At 68.6% G+C, this 14961-nt stretch carries 13 protein-coding genes; 1 reads left to right on the forward strand and 12 read right to left on the reverse strand.

Annotation, left to right across the window (positions count from 1 at the left end; genetic code table 11):
• Nucleotides 1-84: 84 nt before the first annotated feature.
• Both mobF and FHR84_RS02360 read right to left on the reverse strand, forming a co-directional pair.
• Nucleotides 85-5184 carry a MobF family relaxase gene (mobF, locus tag FHR84_RS22700; protein ID WP_179533747.1) on the reverse strand — a complete coding sequence of 1700 codons (5100 nt, stop codon included), beginning with the start codon at nucleotides 5182-5184 and terminating at the stop codon, nucleotides 85-87.
• 329 nt (nucleotides 5185-5513) lie between these two features.
• Nucleotides 5514-6509 carry a hypothetical protein gene (locus tag FHR84_RS02360; RefSeq protein ID WP_179533748.1) on the reverse strand — a complete coding sequence of 332 codons (996 nt, stop codon included), beginning with the start codon at nucleotides 6507-6509 and terminating at the stop codon, nucleotides 5514-5516.
• Nucleotides 6510-7381: 872 nt separating this feature from the next.
• Here FHR84_RS02360 and FHR84_RS02365 point away from each other — a divergent pair.
• On the forward strand, nucleotides 7382-7993 hold the full coding sequence (locus tag FHR84_RS02365; RefSeq protein WP_179533749.1) for a hypothetical protein: 612 nt from the start codon (nucleotides 7382-7384) through the stop codon (nucleotides 7991-7993).
• A 79-nt stretch (nucleotides 7994-8072) separates the two neighbouring features.
• On the opposite strand, the gene FHR84_RS02370 is transcribed toward FHR84_RS02365, so the two are convergent.
• The 10 genes from FHR84_RS02370 to FHR84_RS02415 all read right to left on the reverse strand — a co-directional run bounded on the left by FHR84_RS02370 (nucleotide 8073) and on the right by FHR84_RS02415 (nucleotide 14788).
• Nucleotides 8073-8588: a hypothetical protein gene (locus tag FHR84_RS02370; RefSeq protein WP_179533750.1), complete on the reverse strand. Its 516-nt coding sequence runs from the start codon at nucleotides 8586-8588 to the stop codon at nucleotides 8073-8075.
• A 217-nt stretch (nucleotides 8589-8805) separates the two neighbouring features.
• Nucleotides 8806-9834, reverse strand: coding sequence for a DUF4192 domain-containing protein (locus tag FHR84_RS02375; RefSeq protein WP_179533751.1), 1029 nt, complete (start codon nucleotides 9832-9834; stop codon nucleotides 8806-8808).
• A gap of 195 nt (nucleotides 9835-10029) precedes the next feature.
• On the reverse strand, nucleotides 10030-10308 hold the full coding sequence (locus tag FHR84_RS02380; protein ID WP_179533752.1) for a hypothetical protein: 279 nt from the start codon (nucleotides 10306-10308) through the stop codon (nucleotides 10030-10032).
• Nucleotides 10309-10357: 49 nt separating this feature from the next.
• Nucleotides 10358-10912: a hypothetical protein gene (locus FHR84_RS02385; RefSeq protein WP_017975772.1), complete on the reverse strand. Its 555-nt coding sequence runs from the start codon at nucleotides 10910-10912 to the stop codon at nucleotides 10358-10360.
• An 85-nt stretch (nucleotides 10913-10997) separates the two neighbouring features.
• Nucleotides 10998-11405: a single-stranded DNA-binding protein gene (locus FHR84_RS02390; RefSeq protein WP_179533753.1), complete on the reverse strand. Its 408-nt coding sequence runs from the start codon at nucleotides 11403-11405 to the stop codon at nucleotides 10998-11000.
• A gap of 351 nt (nucleotides 11406-11756) precedes the next feature.
• Nucleotides 11757-12056, reverse strand: coding sequence for a hypothetical protein (locus FHR84_RS02395; protein ID WP_179533754.1), 300 nt, complete (start codon nucleotides 12054-12056; stop codon nucleotides 11757-11759).
• A gap of 88 nt (nucleotides 12057-12144) precedes the next feature.
• Complete coding sequence (locus FHR84_RS02400) at nucleotides 12145-13068, reverse strand: bifunctional DNA primase/polymerase (RefSeq protein ID WP_218861869.1); 924 nt, start codon at nucleotides 13066-13068, stop codon at nucleotides 12145-12147.
• Between the two features lie 186 nt (nucleotides 13069-13254).
• On the reverse strand, nucleotides 13255-13605 hold the full coding sequence (locus FHR84_RS02405; protein ID WP_179533755.1) for a beta clamp domain-containing protein: 351 nt from the start codon (nucleotides 13603-13605) through the stop codon (nucleotides 13255-13257).
• A 168-nt stretch (nucleotides 13606-13773) separates the two neighbouring features.
• Nucleotides 13774-14382, reverse strand: a complete 609-nt coding sequence (locus FHR84_RS02410) for a GGDEF domain-containing protein (RefSeq protein ID WP_179533756.1) — start codon at nucleotides 14380-14382, stop codon at nucleotides 13774-13776.
• A gap of 109 nt (nucleotides 14383-14491) precedes the next feature.
• Nucleotides 14492-14788: a hypothetical protein gene (locus FHR84_RS02415; protein ID WP_179533757.1), complete on the reverse strand. Its 297-nt coding sequence runs from the start codon at nucleotides 14786-14788 to the stop codon at nucleotides 14492-14494.
• Between the last annotated feature and the right edge of the window lie 173 nt (nucleotides 14789-14961).

Here is a 14961-nt window from a genome sequence, read left to right on the forward strand (position 1 = left end):
CGGTATGTCACGGGCACGTCCAATTGGCCGGCGGTGGTGCCGGGTGCTGCGAGCGTCGTTGATCGTCGAATTCGCCGCGGTGGCTTAGAGCCCCAGACCGGACTGCAGGTCGTTGTCCTGGTCGAGTCCCTCATCGTCGTCATAGCGGTAGTGCTCGTCGGAGCTTTCGTCGTCGCGGTCATCGGCACGCCACTTGAGCTGCTCGTGGTGGGAGGCTTCGCTGCTGTCGAGCACGGCTTCGCGCAAGGCTTCGAGGCGGGCGAGCGTGTCGTCGGGATGGTCGTTGTCGTTCGGGATGCTCACGGGCTGCCTCCATGCGTCGGTGATGACTCGCCAGGCTTCGGCCTTGGCGTTCTGCCCGCCGGGTTCCGGACCCAGCGGCGTGTCGGGGTCGGTGCTGCGGATGTTGTAGGTCTCGCGGTAGGCGGCGGCCAGGCCCGCGAGCTCGTCCCAGTGCTCGGCGGCGACCGGCTCATCGGGCCGCGGCCCCAGGCCGGAGGTCCAGTCAGGAGGTTCGGCCGAGACCTGCTCGCACAGTTCGGCCAGGCGGGCGTGTGCGGCCTCGGTGACCTGCTCGAGCTGCTCGGCGAGTTCGGGATCGGCGGCGCGCACGGTGTGGTGCGGATTGGCCAGCCAGGGCAGCACCGGTACGTCGACGGCGTTCTGCTCGCGTTGCTCGTCCAGCTGGTCGACCACGAGCTGGGCGGCGTAGCGGTGTGCCTCGGTGGGGTCGTCGTCGGCTCGGTAGGTCAGTTGTTCGGCGGCGGTGGAGACGGCTGCGTCGGCGTCGAGCCCGTCGGCGGCTCCTGCGGCGGCGTGGCGCCACACCAGCTGCCAGGCTGGGTCGGTGACCGTCAGATCGGGGGCTGCGTAGGTGGTCAGGATCTGCCACCGCCGGATCTGCTCCTCGTCGGGTTCGGTCACGCGGGCCGGGGGATGACGGTCGGCGATGTGGGACTCGATGCGGCGTGCCAGCACAGCGGCCGGATCAGCGACCGCGTCGAGGTCTCCTTGGGCCGCGGTCGTCTCGACGAGTCGCTCAGCGTCCCACCCGTCGCGTTGGGCGCGGCGCAGCACGGTCCGCAGCGCGGGCTCGGCTGGCTGGTCCAGTGCGGTGGGCGCGTGTTCGACCAGGGCGTGCTGCGTGGCGGTGTCGAACAAGGTGTCGGTGAGTCGCTGGTGGCGCTCGGTCAGCACCGCCAGCGAGTCCTCGGTGCGAAGTGCCGTGTCGGCAGTGTCGGTGCCCGCGACGGCGATGGACAACTCGTCGGCGTCGAATTCGGCGCGGATCCGCTCCACCGGGTCGAGCTTGGTGGTGCTGTCACCACCGAGTTCGACAGCGGAGCGGAGTTCGGCAGGGTTCCACTGGTTGATGAGCTCGTGCCAAGCGTGGGCGCGCAACCCCTGACTACCGGGCTGCTCGCCCAGCGGGTGGGCGGGGTCGTCGGTGGTGATGCTGTAGGTCTCGCGGTAGGCCGCGGCCAGCCCGACCAGGTGGTCCCAGTCTTCGGCGGCAGCAGGGTCCTGCGGGCGCGGCCCGAGTGCGGTGGTCCAGCGCGGCGGGTCGGCGATGACTTGCTCGCGCAGTTCGCGGTGACGGTGTTCGACGGCGGTGTTGAGCTGACGCGCGTAGTCGGTCACCTCCCGGCTGAGACCGGTGAAGTCGGGCCGGGCCATCCACGGCAGTGCGGGTTGCCATCCGGCTCCGTCGGCGCGTTGTTCGTCCAGCGCCGCGGCGAGTACGTCGGCCGCGTAGTCGCAGGCGGGTACGGGATCGTTGCTGGGGCGCCGGGAGAGTTGCACAGCCGTGGTGTCGAGGGCGGCTTCGGCGTCGAGTCCGTCCGCGGTGGCCGCGGCCGCGCGGCGCCACACCGGCATCCACGAGGGTTCTTCGACGTCGGCGTTCGCAGCGTGCACTTCGACGATCCCGCGCCACCGGTTGATCTGAGCCATCGTGGGATCAGCGCTGCGCGGTGGTGGCTGCTCGTTCAGCAGACGCTGTTCGAGGCGCCACTGCAGCATCGCGGCGGGATCGTCGGCACCGTCCAGCGAGCTTTGGGCCAGGGCGGCGGGAACGAGATGTTCGGCCTGCCAGCCGAAGTCTTCGGCGGTGCGCACGGTTTGTCGCAACGCCGGCATGGCCGGCAGGTCCAGCAGTCGAGGGATGTGCTCGGTCAGCACGGACTCGATACGCTCCTCGGCACCGAGGTGGGCCACGTAGTCGTGATGCCCGACCAGGGTGCGCAACGACTCCGCTTTGCCCAAGCAGGCGCGGAGCTGCTCGGTGGCCGACGTTTCGGCCGAGGAGCGCTGCAGCGCGGCCTCGAGCACCCCGCGGGCGGTGCGTTCGGGTGGTGTTTCCCGGTGCGAGTCGATGGTGTGCTGGACGGTTTCGACGTAGAGCCGGTTGTCGTGTTCGGCCCGGGTGCTCTGGGTGTAGAGCTGTTCGCGGGAGAGCCCCTGCGGAACGAGACTGTGTGACGAACCGCCGGTGACCGACATGCCCTGGCTGCGGTTCACGGTGGTCGCGTAGGCCAGTTCGACGTTTTCGGCGACGTAGTCGGTCGGCAGCACGATACTGCCGCCACTGGCTTGGTGGAGGACCTTGAGGGCCCCACTGCGCCGCACGGTCTGCACCTGCCAAGTGTCACCGTTCTTGACGAAGTCCTTGCCGCCGAACAGGGTTTTCAGTCGATCGTTGCGGCGAGTGACCACCAGGTCGCCCTTGCCGGCCGCGGTTCCGTCGTGCAGCCGCACCGCGCGATCTCCATCGACGTCGCCGCGCTGCAAACGTAGTTCACGAGCCTGGCGGTTCAACGCGACGACGTCCTCGTTGGCGGGCACGATCAGCAGCGACGGGCGTCCGACGTCGAGGTCGCCGCGCCAAGCGCGATGGGCGGCCTCGCGCATCGTCTCCCGGCTCCCTTCCCGCACCCAGCCCTGCTCGAAGTAGTAGTCCAACCCGGACGGATCTCCGGAGTGCAGCTTCAACGAGGCCGCCGCCTGCTGCTGGTCGGCGAAACGCACGACCTCGCGCAGGTGCAGCGCCCCGTTGGTGTGGGCGAACCAGCGTACTGCCCCACCGGCCTCGACGGCCGCGAGCTGCTTGTCGTCACCGACCAGCCGCACGTCGGCACCACGGTTGAGGGCGTAGCGCACCACGTCGTGCAGCGTGTGCGTACCGGCCATGGCGGCCTCGTCGATGACGAGCACGTCGCCACGGGTGAACGGGAACACCTTGTCGGCCGTGCCGAGTCGTATCGCCGTGGTGACCTGATGCAAGGTGTGCGGGCGTGCCCGCAGGGACCGCCCCAGTTCCTGGGCCGCTCGGGCGGACGGGCCGAACGCGTAAACCTCGCCTGCCTCGGCACGCCACGCGTCGGCGAAGACCCGCATGGCGGTGGTTTTGCCCGCACCGGCCGGGGCATGCAGCAGCTGCACTCGACGCCCGGAGGTGGCGAACCCGCTCACGGCGCGCTGCTGCCCGGCATTGAGCCGCGCGCGGCCGAGCGCACGTTGCACCGTCTCGTCGCTGATGCGCACCCCGTCACGCCGCCGTCCCCACGTGGCCAGAGCCGACTCCTCGCGCAGCGTGCGGTGGGTGGTGTACCGCTGCGCGTTGTGCTCGACGAACACGCTCTCGCCGCTGGCCCGGCGCAGCTCGGACGGTTCCTCGACTGCGGGCGGAGGTTGCAGCGAGACCGTGTCGGGATCCGCCAGGACCGCCTCGACCACCCTGTCCACGAGCTGCTCGCGGCTGCCGTCTTCCACCCGCAGATGCGCTGTCTGCCGGTGCACCTCGGCCTCGATGTTCCACGTGTTGAAGTGCGAGTAGTGGTCGGAGACCGTTGCCAGGGTGCGCGCGGCCAGCTCGGAGACATCGACCTCGGCAACGTGCTCACCACCGCCGGGGAACACTCGCCGGCTCAGCGCCGCGCCCAACGTGCTCTCTTCGACCATCTCCTCGGCCTGTACGCGCCAACGCTGCACGTGTTCGCTCAATGAGCGGGGCACTTGCTTGGCCTCACGCGTGCCGTACTGCGCGCGCCGGCTGATCTCCAGCATGTCCTTCGGACCGGGTTCACGGCCGTGTTCGCGACGGAAGTCGACTATGCGTGCTGCACGATCGGCCTCCACATCAGAGGCCCGCTGGGAAAACCCGGCCAGCAGGTCATCGGGGACCCCGTCGAGTTCCCACACGGGACGTTTGAGGTCGAAACCGCCCTGGGGACGTTCACTCCAACTCGCCCCGTGTTCGCGGAATAGGTCCCGCAACCGCGAGTTGTAGTGCTCCGAGGTGGTCACCGACGCGGCCAGCACCGTGCGCCCGTCCAAGCTGGTCCACTTCCCGTCCGGGCCCTGCACTTTGGCACTGATCGGTACGTGGGTGTGCAGATGCGGATCCCCGGCACGCGAATCCCAGTGTTCGAACAGCGCGGCGGTGATGCCCCGGGAGTCGTGCTGAGCATAGCCACCGTCACCTTTGCGGGTGAATGCGGCGTTGTTCTCGAACCAGCTCAGCGTGTCGCGCACCGCCTGGCGGTGCAGTTCGGCGATCAGCTCGCGGGTGTTGTCATCGGACAGCGCCCAGACCACGCTGACCGACTTCGGTGGGGCTAACACGAGCTCGTATCCGGCTGTGGCGTCTTTCTGCTCCCGCTTCTGCTCGGCCAACCACCGGTGCAGCTCGGCGTCGTCGGGATGTTGGCCGTCGTGTGCCTCAGCGTAGGCCTGCTTCTGCACGCCCTGTCGGATCCGCGTGCGAGTCTCCTGGTCGATCGCCGCGTCGACCGGACGGCCGTGCTCTCGGTTGTACGCTTTGTAGGCCTCGGCGACTTTACGACGCAGTTCGTCGGCACCACTGTGCTGGCGGAACCGATAGCCCAACTTGGTTTCGGCCAGCGCGTCGTCCTTCGACGCACCTTCGGCGATCCTCTCCGCCTCGATGCGATCGGCATTCGGATGTCGTCCCTCGCCGAACAACGCGTTCATCTGCGCCGCGGTCACCTCGCCCGAGACACCCAACGCGACCGCTCCGGAACCGAACCACTCACCGGCGGGGTACCCGTGGGCGGTGTAGTAGTCGAACAACGCTTCGCCGGGTTCGAGGTCGCGGTCGCCGCACGCGACGCTGCCGGTGAGGTATTCGTGCCCGCTGGGCGAGAGCTTGCGCACCGCGATCACGACGCACCCCACCAGACGACATGTCCGTGCCAGTTGCCTTCTTCAAGGTAGGTGCTCGCGAAGGGGTTCCCCGGTGCATCTGATGCGATTCAGAACCGGAGGTTGGGGAAATGCAAGAGGTGCTATCCCAGGGGAGGGGTGTGCGAACGGGCGCGGCGTGGTCGGGACGGCGGCGCAGGGGTGCGGCTGGTGTGCGCACGGGCGCGGCGTGAACAGCAAAGGGTCCCCCGGTCGGTGACCGGGGGACCTTGGCGCGGCGGGCGCGGCGTGAACAGCAAAGGGTCCCCCGGTCGGTGACCGGGGGACCTTGGCGCGGCGGGCGCGGGTGGTTAGGCGCTCACAGCGGCGGTGGGTTGCGGGGTGGCTGCGGCGTCGGCGCGGCAGCGTCGACAGGCTCCGTCGTCGGCGTTGACGTGGGCGGTATCGCGCGGGCTGCGGTAGTTGCCGCAGTGCTCGCACGGGCTGAGCTCGTGCGAGTTGGCGTGTTCGGTGGGCATGTTCTCGGCTACCCACCGGGTGATCGCGTCACGGTCGTTCTGCGTGCTGTGCTGCCACAGTTCCCGCAAGTGTTTCGTGGGGTAGGGGTAGTACTCGGCGATATAGGCACACCGTGCTGTCACTGTCGGTGCGGTTAGTCCTGGGCGTCCGACTTCTCGGCACTCCTCGCACAGTCCATCTCCTTGGTGCGCGTCGGCGTGGCTCGTGACCAGGTTGCAGGCGAGCGCAATACAGCGCTCGCCTTCGCGGGCGGGCGTGGCGCGGGGGTCGCGGCGTTCCTTGTCGCGTGCGTCGGGGTAGACGGCCAACTCGTCGTGATCGACGGCGTAGCCGTCGGGCTGGCTGCCCCGGTCAGGGGCGTCGTTGGTTCCGGCGCGGGTGTCCAGGTAGTCGTGCACGGTGGCGGATTCCTCGCGCGCTACGCGGCGGGCGCGGGCGCGGCGTTCGGAGCGGGAACGCCGCGCTTCGGGGTCGACCGTTTCGCGATGGTCGCGCGGGGCCTGGTAGCGGTTGCGCCGATTCCACCGGGGCGTGCGGTCGGATTCGGCTTCGGGACGCTGGCGGTGCTCGTCCGGTGCGGGTGCGCATGCTTCGATCACAGCGCGGGCGTGCTCGTCGCTGCGTTTCCACAGTTCGCGCAACTGAGCGGGGGCAGTGCGTGGGTACTGGGCGAGGATGCGGCCGCATTCGGCCAACACTGCGCATTCGCGCGGGTCAGCCTCGGTCAGCGTCTCGCGCCATTGGTGGCGCGCATTGCGCACGTTGCCCGCACGCAACAGAGCGGCCACGGCGGAAACGGATTCGGAAATCGTGCCGGACTGCGACATGAGAAAAATCCTTCGCTAACGGTTTTACGCGTTCGCCGGGCTTGGCGGTTCCCAGCTTCATTGCAATTTCAATTCTAGCTTAATTTGTGAGCAATGGCAACATTTGCGAGGGGCGTATTGTGTTGTTTTTGCATGGCCTCGAATTGGCGTAATAGGTTCGTGCGCTGCATGTTTGGCGAATTTGAAGGGGTCTATCCATGAAAAACAATAATGAGAATAGTTGTGTCTGACCGTTCCCTCCTCGGCCCTTCGCACAGGCCTTTCTCGTCGCGCGGGGTTGTCGTGTCAAGGTCGGGTCCCGCGATTTTTTCCGAGGTGTGCGGAATGTGTGCATGTCATCGAAACGGGAAAAAATTGTGGGTGTCCTTGACACGACGTTTCCGCGCGCCACGACAATTCGGCCGCGAAGGGCCAGGGAGAGAGCGGGCAGTCCCGTGGCTGTCAGGGCGACCCGGCACCTGGTCACGCCTCTGGCGGTCGGCACACCCGCTCGTTCACCGATCCTGACGGCAACGGCCACGCGGGACATGGGTGGGAGAAGCTGGCAGGGCTGTCCGGCCAGGATCACTGGGTGTCGGCACCGGAGGCTATGCTGGATCATGCGTCCGGCGGCACAGGCACTAACGGGCCTTACGCGACGCCGGGCGTGGTGTCGACGCGGTCTTGGCGGAGCCATCCATGCGGTGGTAAGTCCTGCGGGGCTTCCGCGGCGACGCAGGGGCGTGTCCGGCTTCGGCCGGGCACGCCCTGACTGTGTGCTCTCCTTGGCGGAAGGCCCGTCGAATCAGCAGCAGCCTCCCTCGAGACGGGCGACCTTACTTGTGGTGCTGACTAGCCTGTCACTGACGTCGCACCGTCGGGAGGGAGAGGTCATGAGTGAGCCCACCGCCGGAACAGGCAGCACTCGTCGTCGGCGCTCCACCAGGGTCAGTCAGCAGCTGGCGCGGGCGCGGCAGCGCAACGCGGAGCAACTCGCCGAGCAGCGCGCGCGGGAACAACGGGTGGAAACCGCGCTGCGCCAGTTCGTCGAAGCCGGTGAGGCGATCGCGACAGAGCAGGCTCGGTGCGAGGACAAGGTCGCGGTCTACCAGCGCAAGATTGACAAACTGCGTGCCGACTCCGAGGAGAAAGTCGTCGGCGAGTACACCAAGCAGGCCCAGGCGGCCCTGGCTCTCCACGAGGGCGGCGGCCGCACAGTGGAGCAGGTGGCCGAGCTGCTCGAGTTGGACTCGGAGAAGCAGGCCCGGCGGCTGATCGCCTCCGGACGGGAGGCCCTCTCCGCGGGTACGGACACCGATCCGCCGTCCGACCACGATGAGAGGGAAAGGGCGGAGCCCCGGTTGGAGACCACGGCTGACCACGAGATCTCAGCCAATGGGGCAGGGGAACGGGCTGAGCCGACCGAGGACGCTGGTCAGCAGCACCGCGCACAGTCGGACCTCGTCCCAGCTCCTACCGCGCATGACGAGGCACAGGGCGCGTGACTGTTCGACGCGTTCGCGCTGCTCCGGCTCGGCTCACTGCCGGAATCCCCGGATCGTTGAGGCCTTGAGGCCCAGGTGCTTACCGTCGGTCGAGACGTTGGTGCGGGGACGCTTGGGCCAGGGCGACTTTTCGGCGGCAGCCGCGCCGCCACAGGATCGTGGTCGTGATACTGCCGAGAGCCGTGCTCGGAAAGGTTACTGCGCTGACCACCTCTCCTTGGCCGACAGCGGTCGCCAGCGGTAGGACGAGCAGACCGGAAGAGGCGAAGAGCAGCCAACGGCGCGGCATCGAGGGGAAGAACCAGCGGCGGGTCAACCATGCCGTGGTGGCTCCGACAGCCGCCCCGAGCGCGGCGAGCACGGGAACCCCGGCCAGCCAGGCGGTGCCGTCGGTGAACGCGCGACCGGTGATGATCCCGACCAAACCCGCGATGGACAGGCCGAGGAACACACCGAACCCAGTGACTCCGCACAACCGGATGAACACCACGAGCGGGTGGGGCCTCGTGATCGAGGAGACTCCGTCACTGCGGCGGCGTGCTCGGCTGCCGCCGTTTCGATGTCGCCCGGACGTGGGGTGGCGCCGTTGTCGCATGTCGCCGAGCGTCCTTGGTGCTCGTCCGGGAGCGTTCGTGAGTGCAGCAGGGCACGAGCAGCAGAGTTCACCATGCGTTTGTCCCTGTCGCGCTGGGGTGGTGTGCGCACGCCTTTCGAGTTCCGGGGACGTGCGCACACCGCCACCGTCCACGTTTCCCTGGTCGCGGTGCGGGAGGGCCTGCTCCTCGTGTCGAGTTCGAGGAGCAGACCCGGGGTCAGGACGTGAAGGGGTTGCTGTGCCACCCGAGCTCGTCGAGGATGCCGCGGGCCGCGTCGTTGACGAGCGTGACCAGCTCAGCTGGTGGGATGCCGCGGTCGAGCGCCTGGTGGAACAGGACACTCAGCCGGTGCTCGGGCTGGGAGTGCTCGAGGTTTTCCAGCACGACTCTGGCCAAGGGGCCATCGCCGCGCAGATAGGCGTGGACAGCCAGCAGGAGGGCGACTTCGCCCCTTTCCGGGGTGGGGGCTTTGCGGATCAGCGTTCGCCAGAGTTCGTCGGCGGCCTGGCTCCAGTCGCCGAGTGCCGCGCTCAGGGCGAGGTCGCGGACGCGGGTGTCGGTGACGGCGATCAGCGCTCGCAGCAGCTGGTCCTCGGACAGCTCCTTCCCGGCGGCGGTGGCCTGAAGCGCCTCCCCGACGGTGTGGATGCGTTGGGGCAGCGTCGTCGACTGGGCATGCATGGATTCTGGTCGCAGCCCGGCGAGTTTCGCGGACAGCACCTCCTCGGAGTCCTCAGCGGCGATGATGGTGTGCAGGTCCTGCCTGCTCGGGCAGGTTGTCGCGCCACGGACTGCCTGTGCTGCGGCTAGCGGGGATATCGCGGGGTCGGGAAGCGTGCCGGAGCGAGCGGGGTCGAGATATGACCGCCACGGGGTTCCTTCCCGGATCGTTGGGGTCCACAGCGCGTCGGCCGTGCTGATGGTGGACTGGCTGAGCGTGTCGCAGAACGTGGTGACCAGCTCGGTATGTGGCAGGTCGGTGGTGCTGTCGGCGATGAGGAACACGACCACCGCGTCGGCGGGACGCTCTCCGAGAGGTCCGGTGAGCAGGGACTCGGCGAGTTTGTGGGCGTGTGTCGCGCTGGGGAGGTCGACGCGCAGCGTCATGCCCAGCTGCGTGGTGTCGTCTCGATGGTGCAGTGTGCTGAGTACCAGCGAGTCGGCCGGATAGAACCCCAGCATGTGGGGGACTGCTGCCAGCAGCTCCGCCGAGTTGGACAGTGAGACGTTGTTGAGCATGTCCATGGTGTCTTCTTCCTTGGGTCGAGAAGCCGGGCTCCACGTCGGGAGACCTCACGTGTGGAGCTGGCCCGTGGGGTGAGCGATGCGTTGCCCGCTGAGGCGGGGAACCGGTTTAGGGAATGACTCCCGGCGCGGGATGAGCTGTGCTCAGCGGAATGAGCACGGCCGATGCCGGGCCCGGTAGGTGGAGGTGCGGGGTCAGGTCACGTCCAGACCGCAGCGGCGGCAGACGAGAATGGTGGCCTCGCCGTCGTAGCCGTACCAATCGTTGGCGAGCGGATCGGCATTGGTGCAGCGCTCCGGGGACTCCGCCCACGGGCGGCCCGGCAGCATCAGCACCGCCCGGCCGGGGTAGACGTACTCACCGGCGTGGTGGCTCGGGGCGTGTCCCCAGTGGGCGTTGTCCGGAAGCGGAGGTCGTTCGTAGTAGTGCGTGTACGGGTCGCCGTGGGCGCCCGGTGGTATCGAGCTCAGCATCGTCCTTGTCCTCCTGAGGTGGGTGAGCGTGTTCTCGACCGGTGCCGAATCAAGCCCACGCAGTCACCGAGTGGCGTTGGTGTCGGTAGTGGGGGCACGCGGGATCAGGAGGAACGGGGTCGGCGGCATGCTGTGAGACCAGTGAGCTAAGAACACTGCCGCCGGGATAGGCTTCCTCTATGGCCTCGGTCAGCCACGGCGCAACGGCCGGGCCGAGTTCCTGTAGCATCCAGCAGGCGGCCTGGTCCCAGTACTGCAGCGGTGGGTCGGGAAACGGGGCTCCGTCGTCCCAGGGGTACAGAATTTCTCCGAGGGCCAGGCAGAACCAGGCCGCGAAGCGCTCGCGGTAGGAGTGAGGTGTGGTCGGCGACGTTGCGCAGGCATAGGCCACCCGGATCAGCTGGTTGCGAGTAAGAGCTCGGCCGGTGGCTTCTTGCGTGATTTCGACTGTGGTCTCCTCGGCGAGGACGTTGTAACAAGCCTGAGCAAGGATTTCCAATGTCCGCAGTGCATCGACACCTTGATGTGTTTCCCGCCAGAGCACGCGAGACTGGGGGTCGTCGATGATGTTGTCGAAGCGCGTGATCACCACATGCAGAGACATGCGTTTCCTCCAAACACGAATCGATACGCAAGAAGGCAGGTCCGACCTGCCGGCCTGACCTGCCCGAAGTGGTCAATGGATTCCGCTACGACGAGAGCCCGTGCTCGTCACCGGGGATGGTGTGTGAGCGAGGTGTTTTGGTGATGCGGGCGGTGGCGTAGCGCAGGCTGGGGCCGACCTCGTCGACCTCCATCTCGACGACGGTGCGCTTCTCGCCCTCCTTCGTCTCGAAGGAGCGCTGGCGCAACCGCCCCTGCACCACCACGCGCATTCCGCGTGCGAGGGTCTCGGCGACGTTCTCCGCGGCCTGTCGCCAGATGTTGCAGCGCAGGAACAGCGCCTCGCCGTCCTTCCACTCGCCCGCCTGGCGATCGTAGAATCGCGGCGTCGAGGCGACGGTGAAGTTCGCCACCGCGGCGCCGGAGGGCGTGAAGCGCAGTTCCGGGTTCGCGGTCAGGTTGCCGACCACGGTGGGCTGGGGTTCTCCGGTCATGAGGGGCCTCCTCGATGAGTCGGTGTTCTCGGATCGCGCCGATGCCCGGGCACGTACTGCCCCGATCCGGGATCGGGTGCGTGCCCGAAGGGCTGTCGATCTGGGACGCGCGGATCAGGACGTGGCTGCTGGAGCACGGGTGCGCGCAGCGCATCGCGTTAGCGACGCCGAAGGCGCCCTTGCTCCAGCTGACGCGGCCTGATGGACTCCGCGGCGATCGACAGCCCCGCGGCACGAAGCCCCCGCCTGGCACCACGCGCGGCGAGCTCATGACGTGGAGGTGAGAGAGCACCTCGACCGCTCCAGCGGCACCAGGAGGCGGTGCTCGGTCGATGCCGTCTGTTCATGGTTTCAGCAGGGCAGGGAGTAACGGCTCAGTTCGTGCTGGCGCCGGTAGAGGGCGCGTTCCTCTGGAGAGGGGGTCTCCACGCGTGTGTAATGTGCCCATGCCGGGGTCAGCAGAATGGGCAGGGGCAGGTCGTCGGCGAAGACGAGGTGCCACCAGCCGTTCGGGTCGTGGACCGTTTCGAGCGGGGCGATGCTCTCCACACGGCGAGTGGTCCATTCCGAGAACGGGTCGCGGTAGTCGCGGCGCACCCGCAGGTACACCTCCTCGGTCGCCAGCGCCTGGTGGATGTTGAGGGGATACACGAGTCCTCCTTGGTTTCTGTGGACGCACGGGACGCGACGCGCTGCTACTGCCGGGAAAGAGGCGAGTGGTGGGCGAGTGAGGGGCTGGCTACTCGCTCGGGGCGGTGATGCGGCGGGGACGGTTCCTGCCCCAGGACAGTCCGTCGTGGATGGTGCGGTCGGCCTCGCGGTCGGTGAACCCGTCGTGGCCGATGTGCACGGCTGCTGCGGTGCGCAGTGCCTGCTGGGCGGTGTGCTCGTCGAGGTCGCCGCCGCCGACCAACCGGCCGAGTCGTCCGGCGGCGCGCAGCAGGGTGTCGTGGCGCTGGCCGGGGTTGGCCTGGGTGACGGCGCCGGCTTCACCGTCGACGATCGCGGCCACGTACGCCCCGGCTCGAGTAGTCGGCAGGTTCAGTTCCACCGGCTCCGGTGGGGGTGGTGGTCTCAGGGCCTCGACCAGCCATCCCGGCAGCGGCGCGATCGGTGCGGGGTTGGTCATCCGGTAGGAGCCTTCGGGGAGCACGGAGCCGGCGGCGACGATGTAGCCCCCGGCGCCGCGGGTGTCGATCCGCCAGCCCAAGCGGGCGACGGTGGAGCGCAGTTCCGGTGCGGCCGGGGCGCGGAAGTACAGATGCCGCCCCTGGTTCGGGGTGGTCACGGTGTAGGTGTCGTCGGGGTAGGGCTGCCCGGTTGCCGAGCTCACTCGGGCGAGCACGTCCTGTCCGCCCGTGGTGCCGGACCATTCCGGTGGGGGTGTTTGCCCGTGGGCGTCATCGAGATCGAGCACGTGCAGGGCGCTGGGCCCGCAGGCGATGCCGATGTTGTAGGGCCGTTGCGACCACCATTCCCGGATCAGGGCGGGGTCGGTGGTGGCGGCCGATTCCCAGTCGGAGAACACGGCTCTTTTGCTGCGCGGCCACAGCGGGACCACGTGATGGCCCGCGAGCGCGGTGTGCAGCGCGCGGCGCATCAGACGCGGTGTCTGCCCCCGCCCGCAGACCCGGAAGGGGGGCGGTTGCGGTGCCGACGACATGGGATTCCTCCTCCGTGGTCGTAGTGTGCCCTGGGCGGCGCCGGTGTGCGAGCAAGGTCCGCACCATCCCCACCGCCGCCGGCGACGGTGGGCGGGCGATCAGACCGCCGGTGAGCACGCAGGGACGTCGATGGCTGTGCCGGCCGGCCCTGCGCGGCCGCCGGGCTGGGGAAGGCTGCGGCCAGGTCAGCTGGGCCGGGCTCCCACGGGCCGGTCGTTCTCCGGGCCACCGGCAGCGTCGGCGGCCTCGTGGGCGGAGGGTCCCTTGCCCAGTGCGGTCACCAGGGTGGTCACCTCGCGGTGGTCGAGCACCACCCGACCGGGGGCACGTACCTGGGCCGGCAGGTGCGTGCGTGCTGAGCACTGGTGGTCGGTGGTGCTCAGGTGCAGGCCGTGTTCGCCGGTCTCGATGAGCACTCCGGCCAGGCTCGGCACCGGGAGCGTGCGGCAGGTGGCCATGCCGACCGTGCGCAGTGCCTGCAGCAGGCTCGCCCGATCGGTGCGGGCGTCGAAGTTGACGTTGTTCACGGTGGTCATCGGAAGAAGTTCCTCTCACTCGGAGTAGCAGATCGGTGCGGACGCGGTCGTGGATCCGGCCCGCACGGGCGTGAAAAGGCCCCGACCAGACGTGCTGGTCGGGGCGGGGTCCTGGGGCGGTGTCACCACGCCGTCACGGCGACGGACGGTGCGCGGTGCTGGGGGTAGTCAGCTCGACCGCGGGGAGGCTGCCTCGGTGGCCCACAGCCAGGTGCGCTCGGGGTGTTTTTTGGCGCGGTACATGGCTGTGTCGGCCGTGCGCAGCGCGGCCGACAGTCCGCAGGCTCGGTGCTGTTCGCTTCGTCGGGCGGCTGGTGCCACACCCAGGGCGATGCCGACGCGCACCGTGGTGTCCTGGTCGGCCAGCCGGATCGGGCGGGTCAACTCCGCCACGAGCACGTCGAGGTGCCGCTGCGACGGTGTGGTGTCCATGAGGAAGACCAGCTCGTCACCGCCGAGGCGGCCGAGGAGAGCTCCTGAGCCCAGCGCGGTGGTCAGGCGAGCGGCGATGGTGCGCAGCACCTCGTCGCCGGCGGCGTGTCCGTGCCGGTCGTTGACGGGTTTGAGCCCGTCGACGTCGAGCAGCCCGAGTGCGGCCGTCGGGCCGAGCCTTCGTCGGGCGCGGGAGTACCAGGCCGCGCGGGTCAGCAGCCCGGTGAGGTCGTCGCGGCGGGCCTGGTGCAGTTGCCGAAGTGTGCGACACAGCCAGGCGGTGGTGGCCAGCCACCCGGTCAGTACGGCTGGTCCCAGTAGTCGCTGTGTGCTAAACCCGGGCATGGTCTCTCCTTGCTGTGAGATCACCCGGCGCGGGCAGGCTGTCGGAAGGCGGCCCGCGCCGGTCTGCTTTCGTCGGACAACAGTGCGGGGGTGACTCGCGTGCAAGGGGTTAGGCGGGGTGGTCGAGTTCGGCCAGACGCCGCAACTGGGTGATCACGGACTCGATCTCGTCGGCCGACCAGCTACGCGGACGATGGGAGGCGTAGGGCGAGACGAGTTGGTTGCGGAGCTGGTACAGCACGCCGCGTTCAACCGGGTGCAGCAGTTCACCGACCGGGGTGTGCACGCGCAGCATCGGACGGAACGCGCCGCCGCTGGAGTAGGACGGGCACAGGCGTGCCAGCTCGGCCAATACCCGTGCCCGCGGGGCATCGACGGGCTCCGTCCCGGAGCTTTCGGACTCCATTGCGGATTCCACGGTGGTTGCGCGTGAGCCAGTGCGGCGGACTCGGCGCAGGATTCGGGCGAGCATGCAAACCTCCTGTGGTTTTCGGGAGTCGAGACACAGCACCCCGTCCCCGCAGGGAGGACGAGGCGCGAGTTCGCAGTGGACATGGACGAATGGCTGGTCTCGGGAGG

It is taken from the genome of Actinopolyspora biskrensis (assembly GCF_013408175.1).
Classification (GTDB): Bacteria; Actinomycetota; Actinomycetes; order Mycobacteriales; family Pseudonocardiaceae; genus Actinopolyspora; species Actinopolyspora biskrensis.

What these genes read in the sequence shown, in the direction of transcription:
- FHR84_RS02360 (WP_179533748.1), bottom strand. Translation starts at nt 6,509, where the DNA reads ATGTCGCAGTCCGGCACGATTTCCGAATCCGTTTCCGCCGTGGCCGCT.
- FHR84_RS02365 (WP_179533749.1), top strand. Translation starts at nt 7,382, where the DNA reads ATGAGTGAGCCCACCGCCGGAACAGGCAGCACTCGTCGTCGGCGCTCC.
- FHR84_RS02370 (WP_179533750.1), bottom strand. Translation starts at nt 8,588, where the DNA reads ATGCGACAACGGCGCCACCCCACGTCCGGGCGACATCGAAACGGCGGC.
- FHR84_RS02375 (WP_179533751.1), bottom strand. Translation starts at nt 9,834, where the DNA reads ATGGACATGCTCAACAACGTCTCACTGTCCAACTCGGCGGAGCTGCTG.
- FHR84_RS02380 (WP_179533752.1), bottom strand. Translation starts at nt 10,308, where the DNA reads ATGCTGAGCTCGATACCACCGGGCGCCCACGGCGACCCGTACACGCAC.
- FHR84_RS02385 (WP_017975772.1), bottom strand. Translation starts at nt 10,912, where the DNA reads ATGTCTCTGCATGTGGTGATCACGCGCTTCGACAACATCATCGACGAC.
- FHR84_RS02390 (WP_179533753.1), bottom strand. Translation starts at nt 11,405, where the DNA reads ATGACCGGAGAACCCCAGCCCACCGTGGTCGGCAACCTGACCGCGAAC.
- FHR84_RS02400 (WP_218861869.1), bottom strand. Translation starts at nt 13,068, where the DNA reads ATGTCGTCGGCACCGCAACCGCCCCCCTTCCGGGTCTGCGGGCGGGGG.
- FHR84_RS02405 (WP_179533755.1), bottom strand. Translation starts at nt 13,605, where the DNA reads ATGACCACCGTGAACAACGTCAACTTCGACGCCCGCACCGATCGGGCG.
- FHR84_RS02410 (WP_179533756.1), bottom strand. Translation starts at nt 14,382, where the DNA reads ATGCCCGGGTTTAGCACACAGCGACTACTGGGACCAGCCGTACTGACC.
- FHR84_RS02415 (WP_179533757.1), bottom strand. Translation starts at nt 14,788, where the DNA reads ATGGAGTCCGAAAGCTCCGGGACGGAGCCCGTCGATGCCCCGCGGGCA.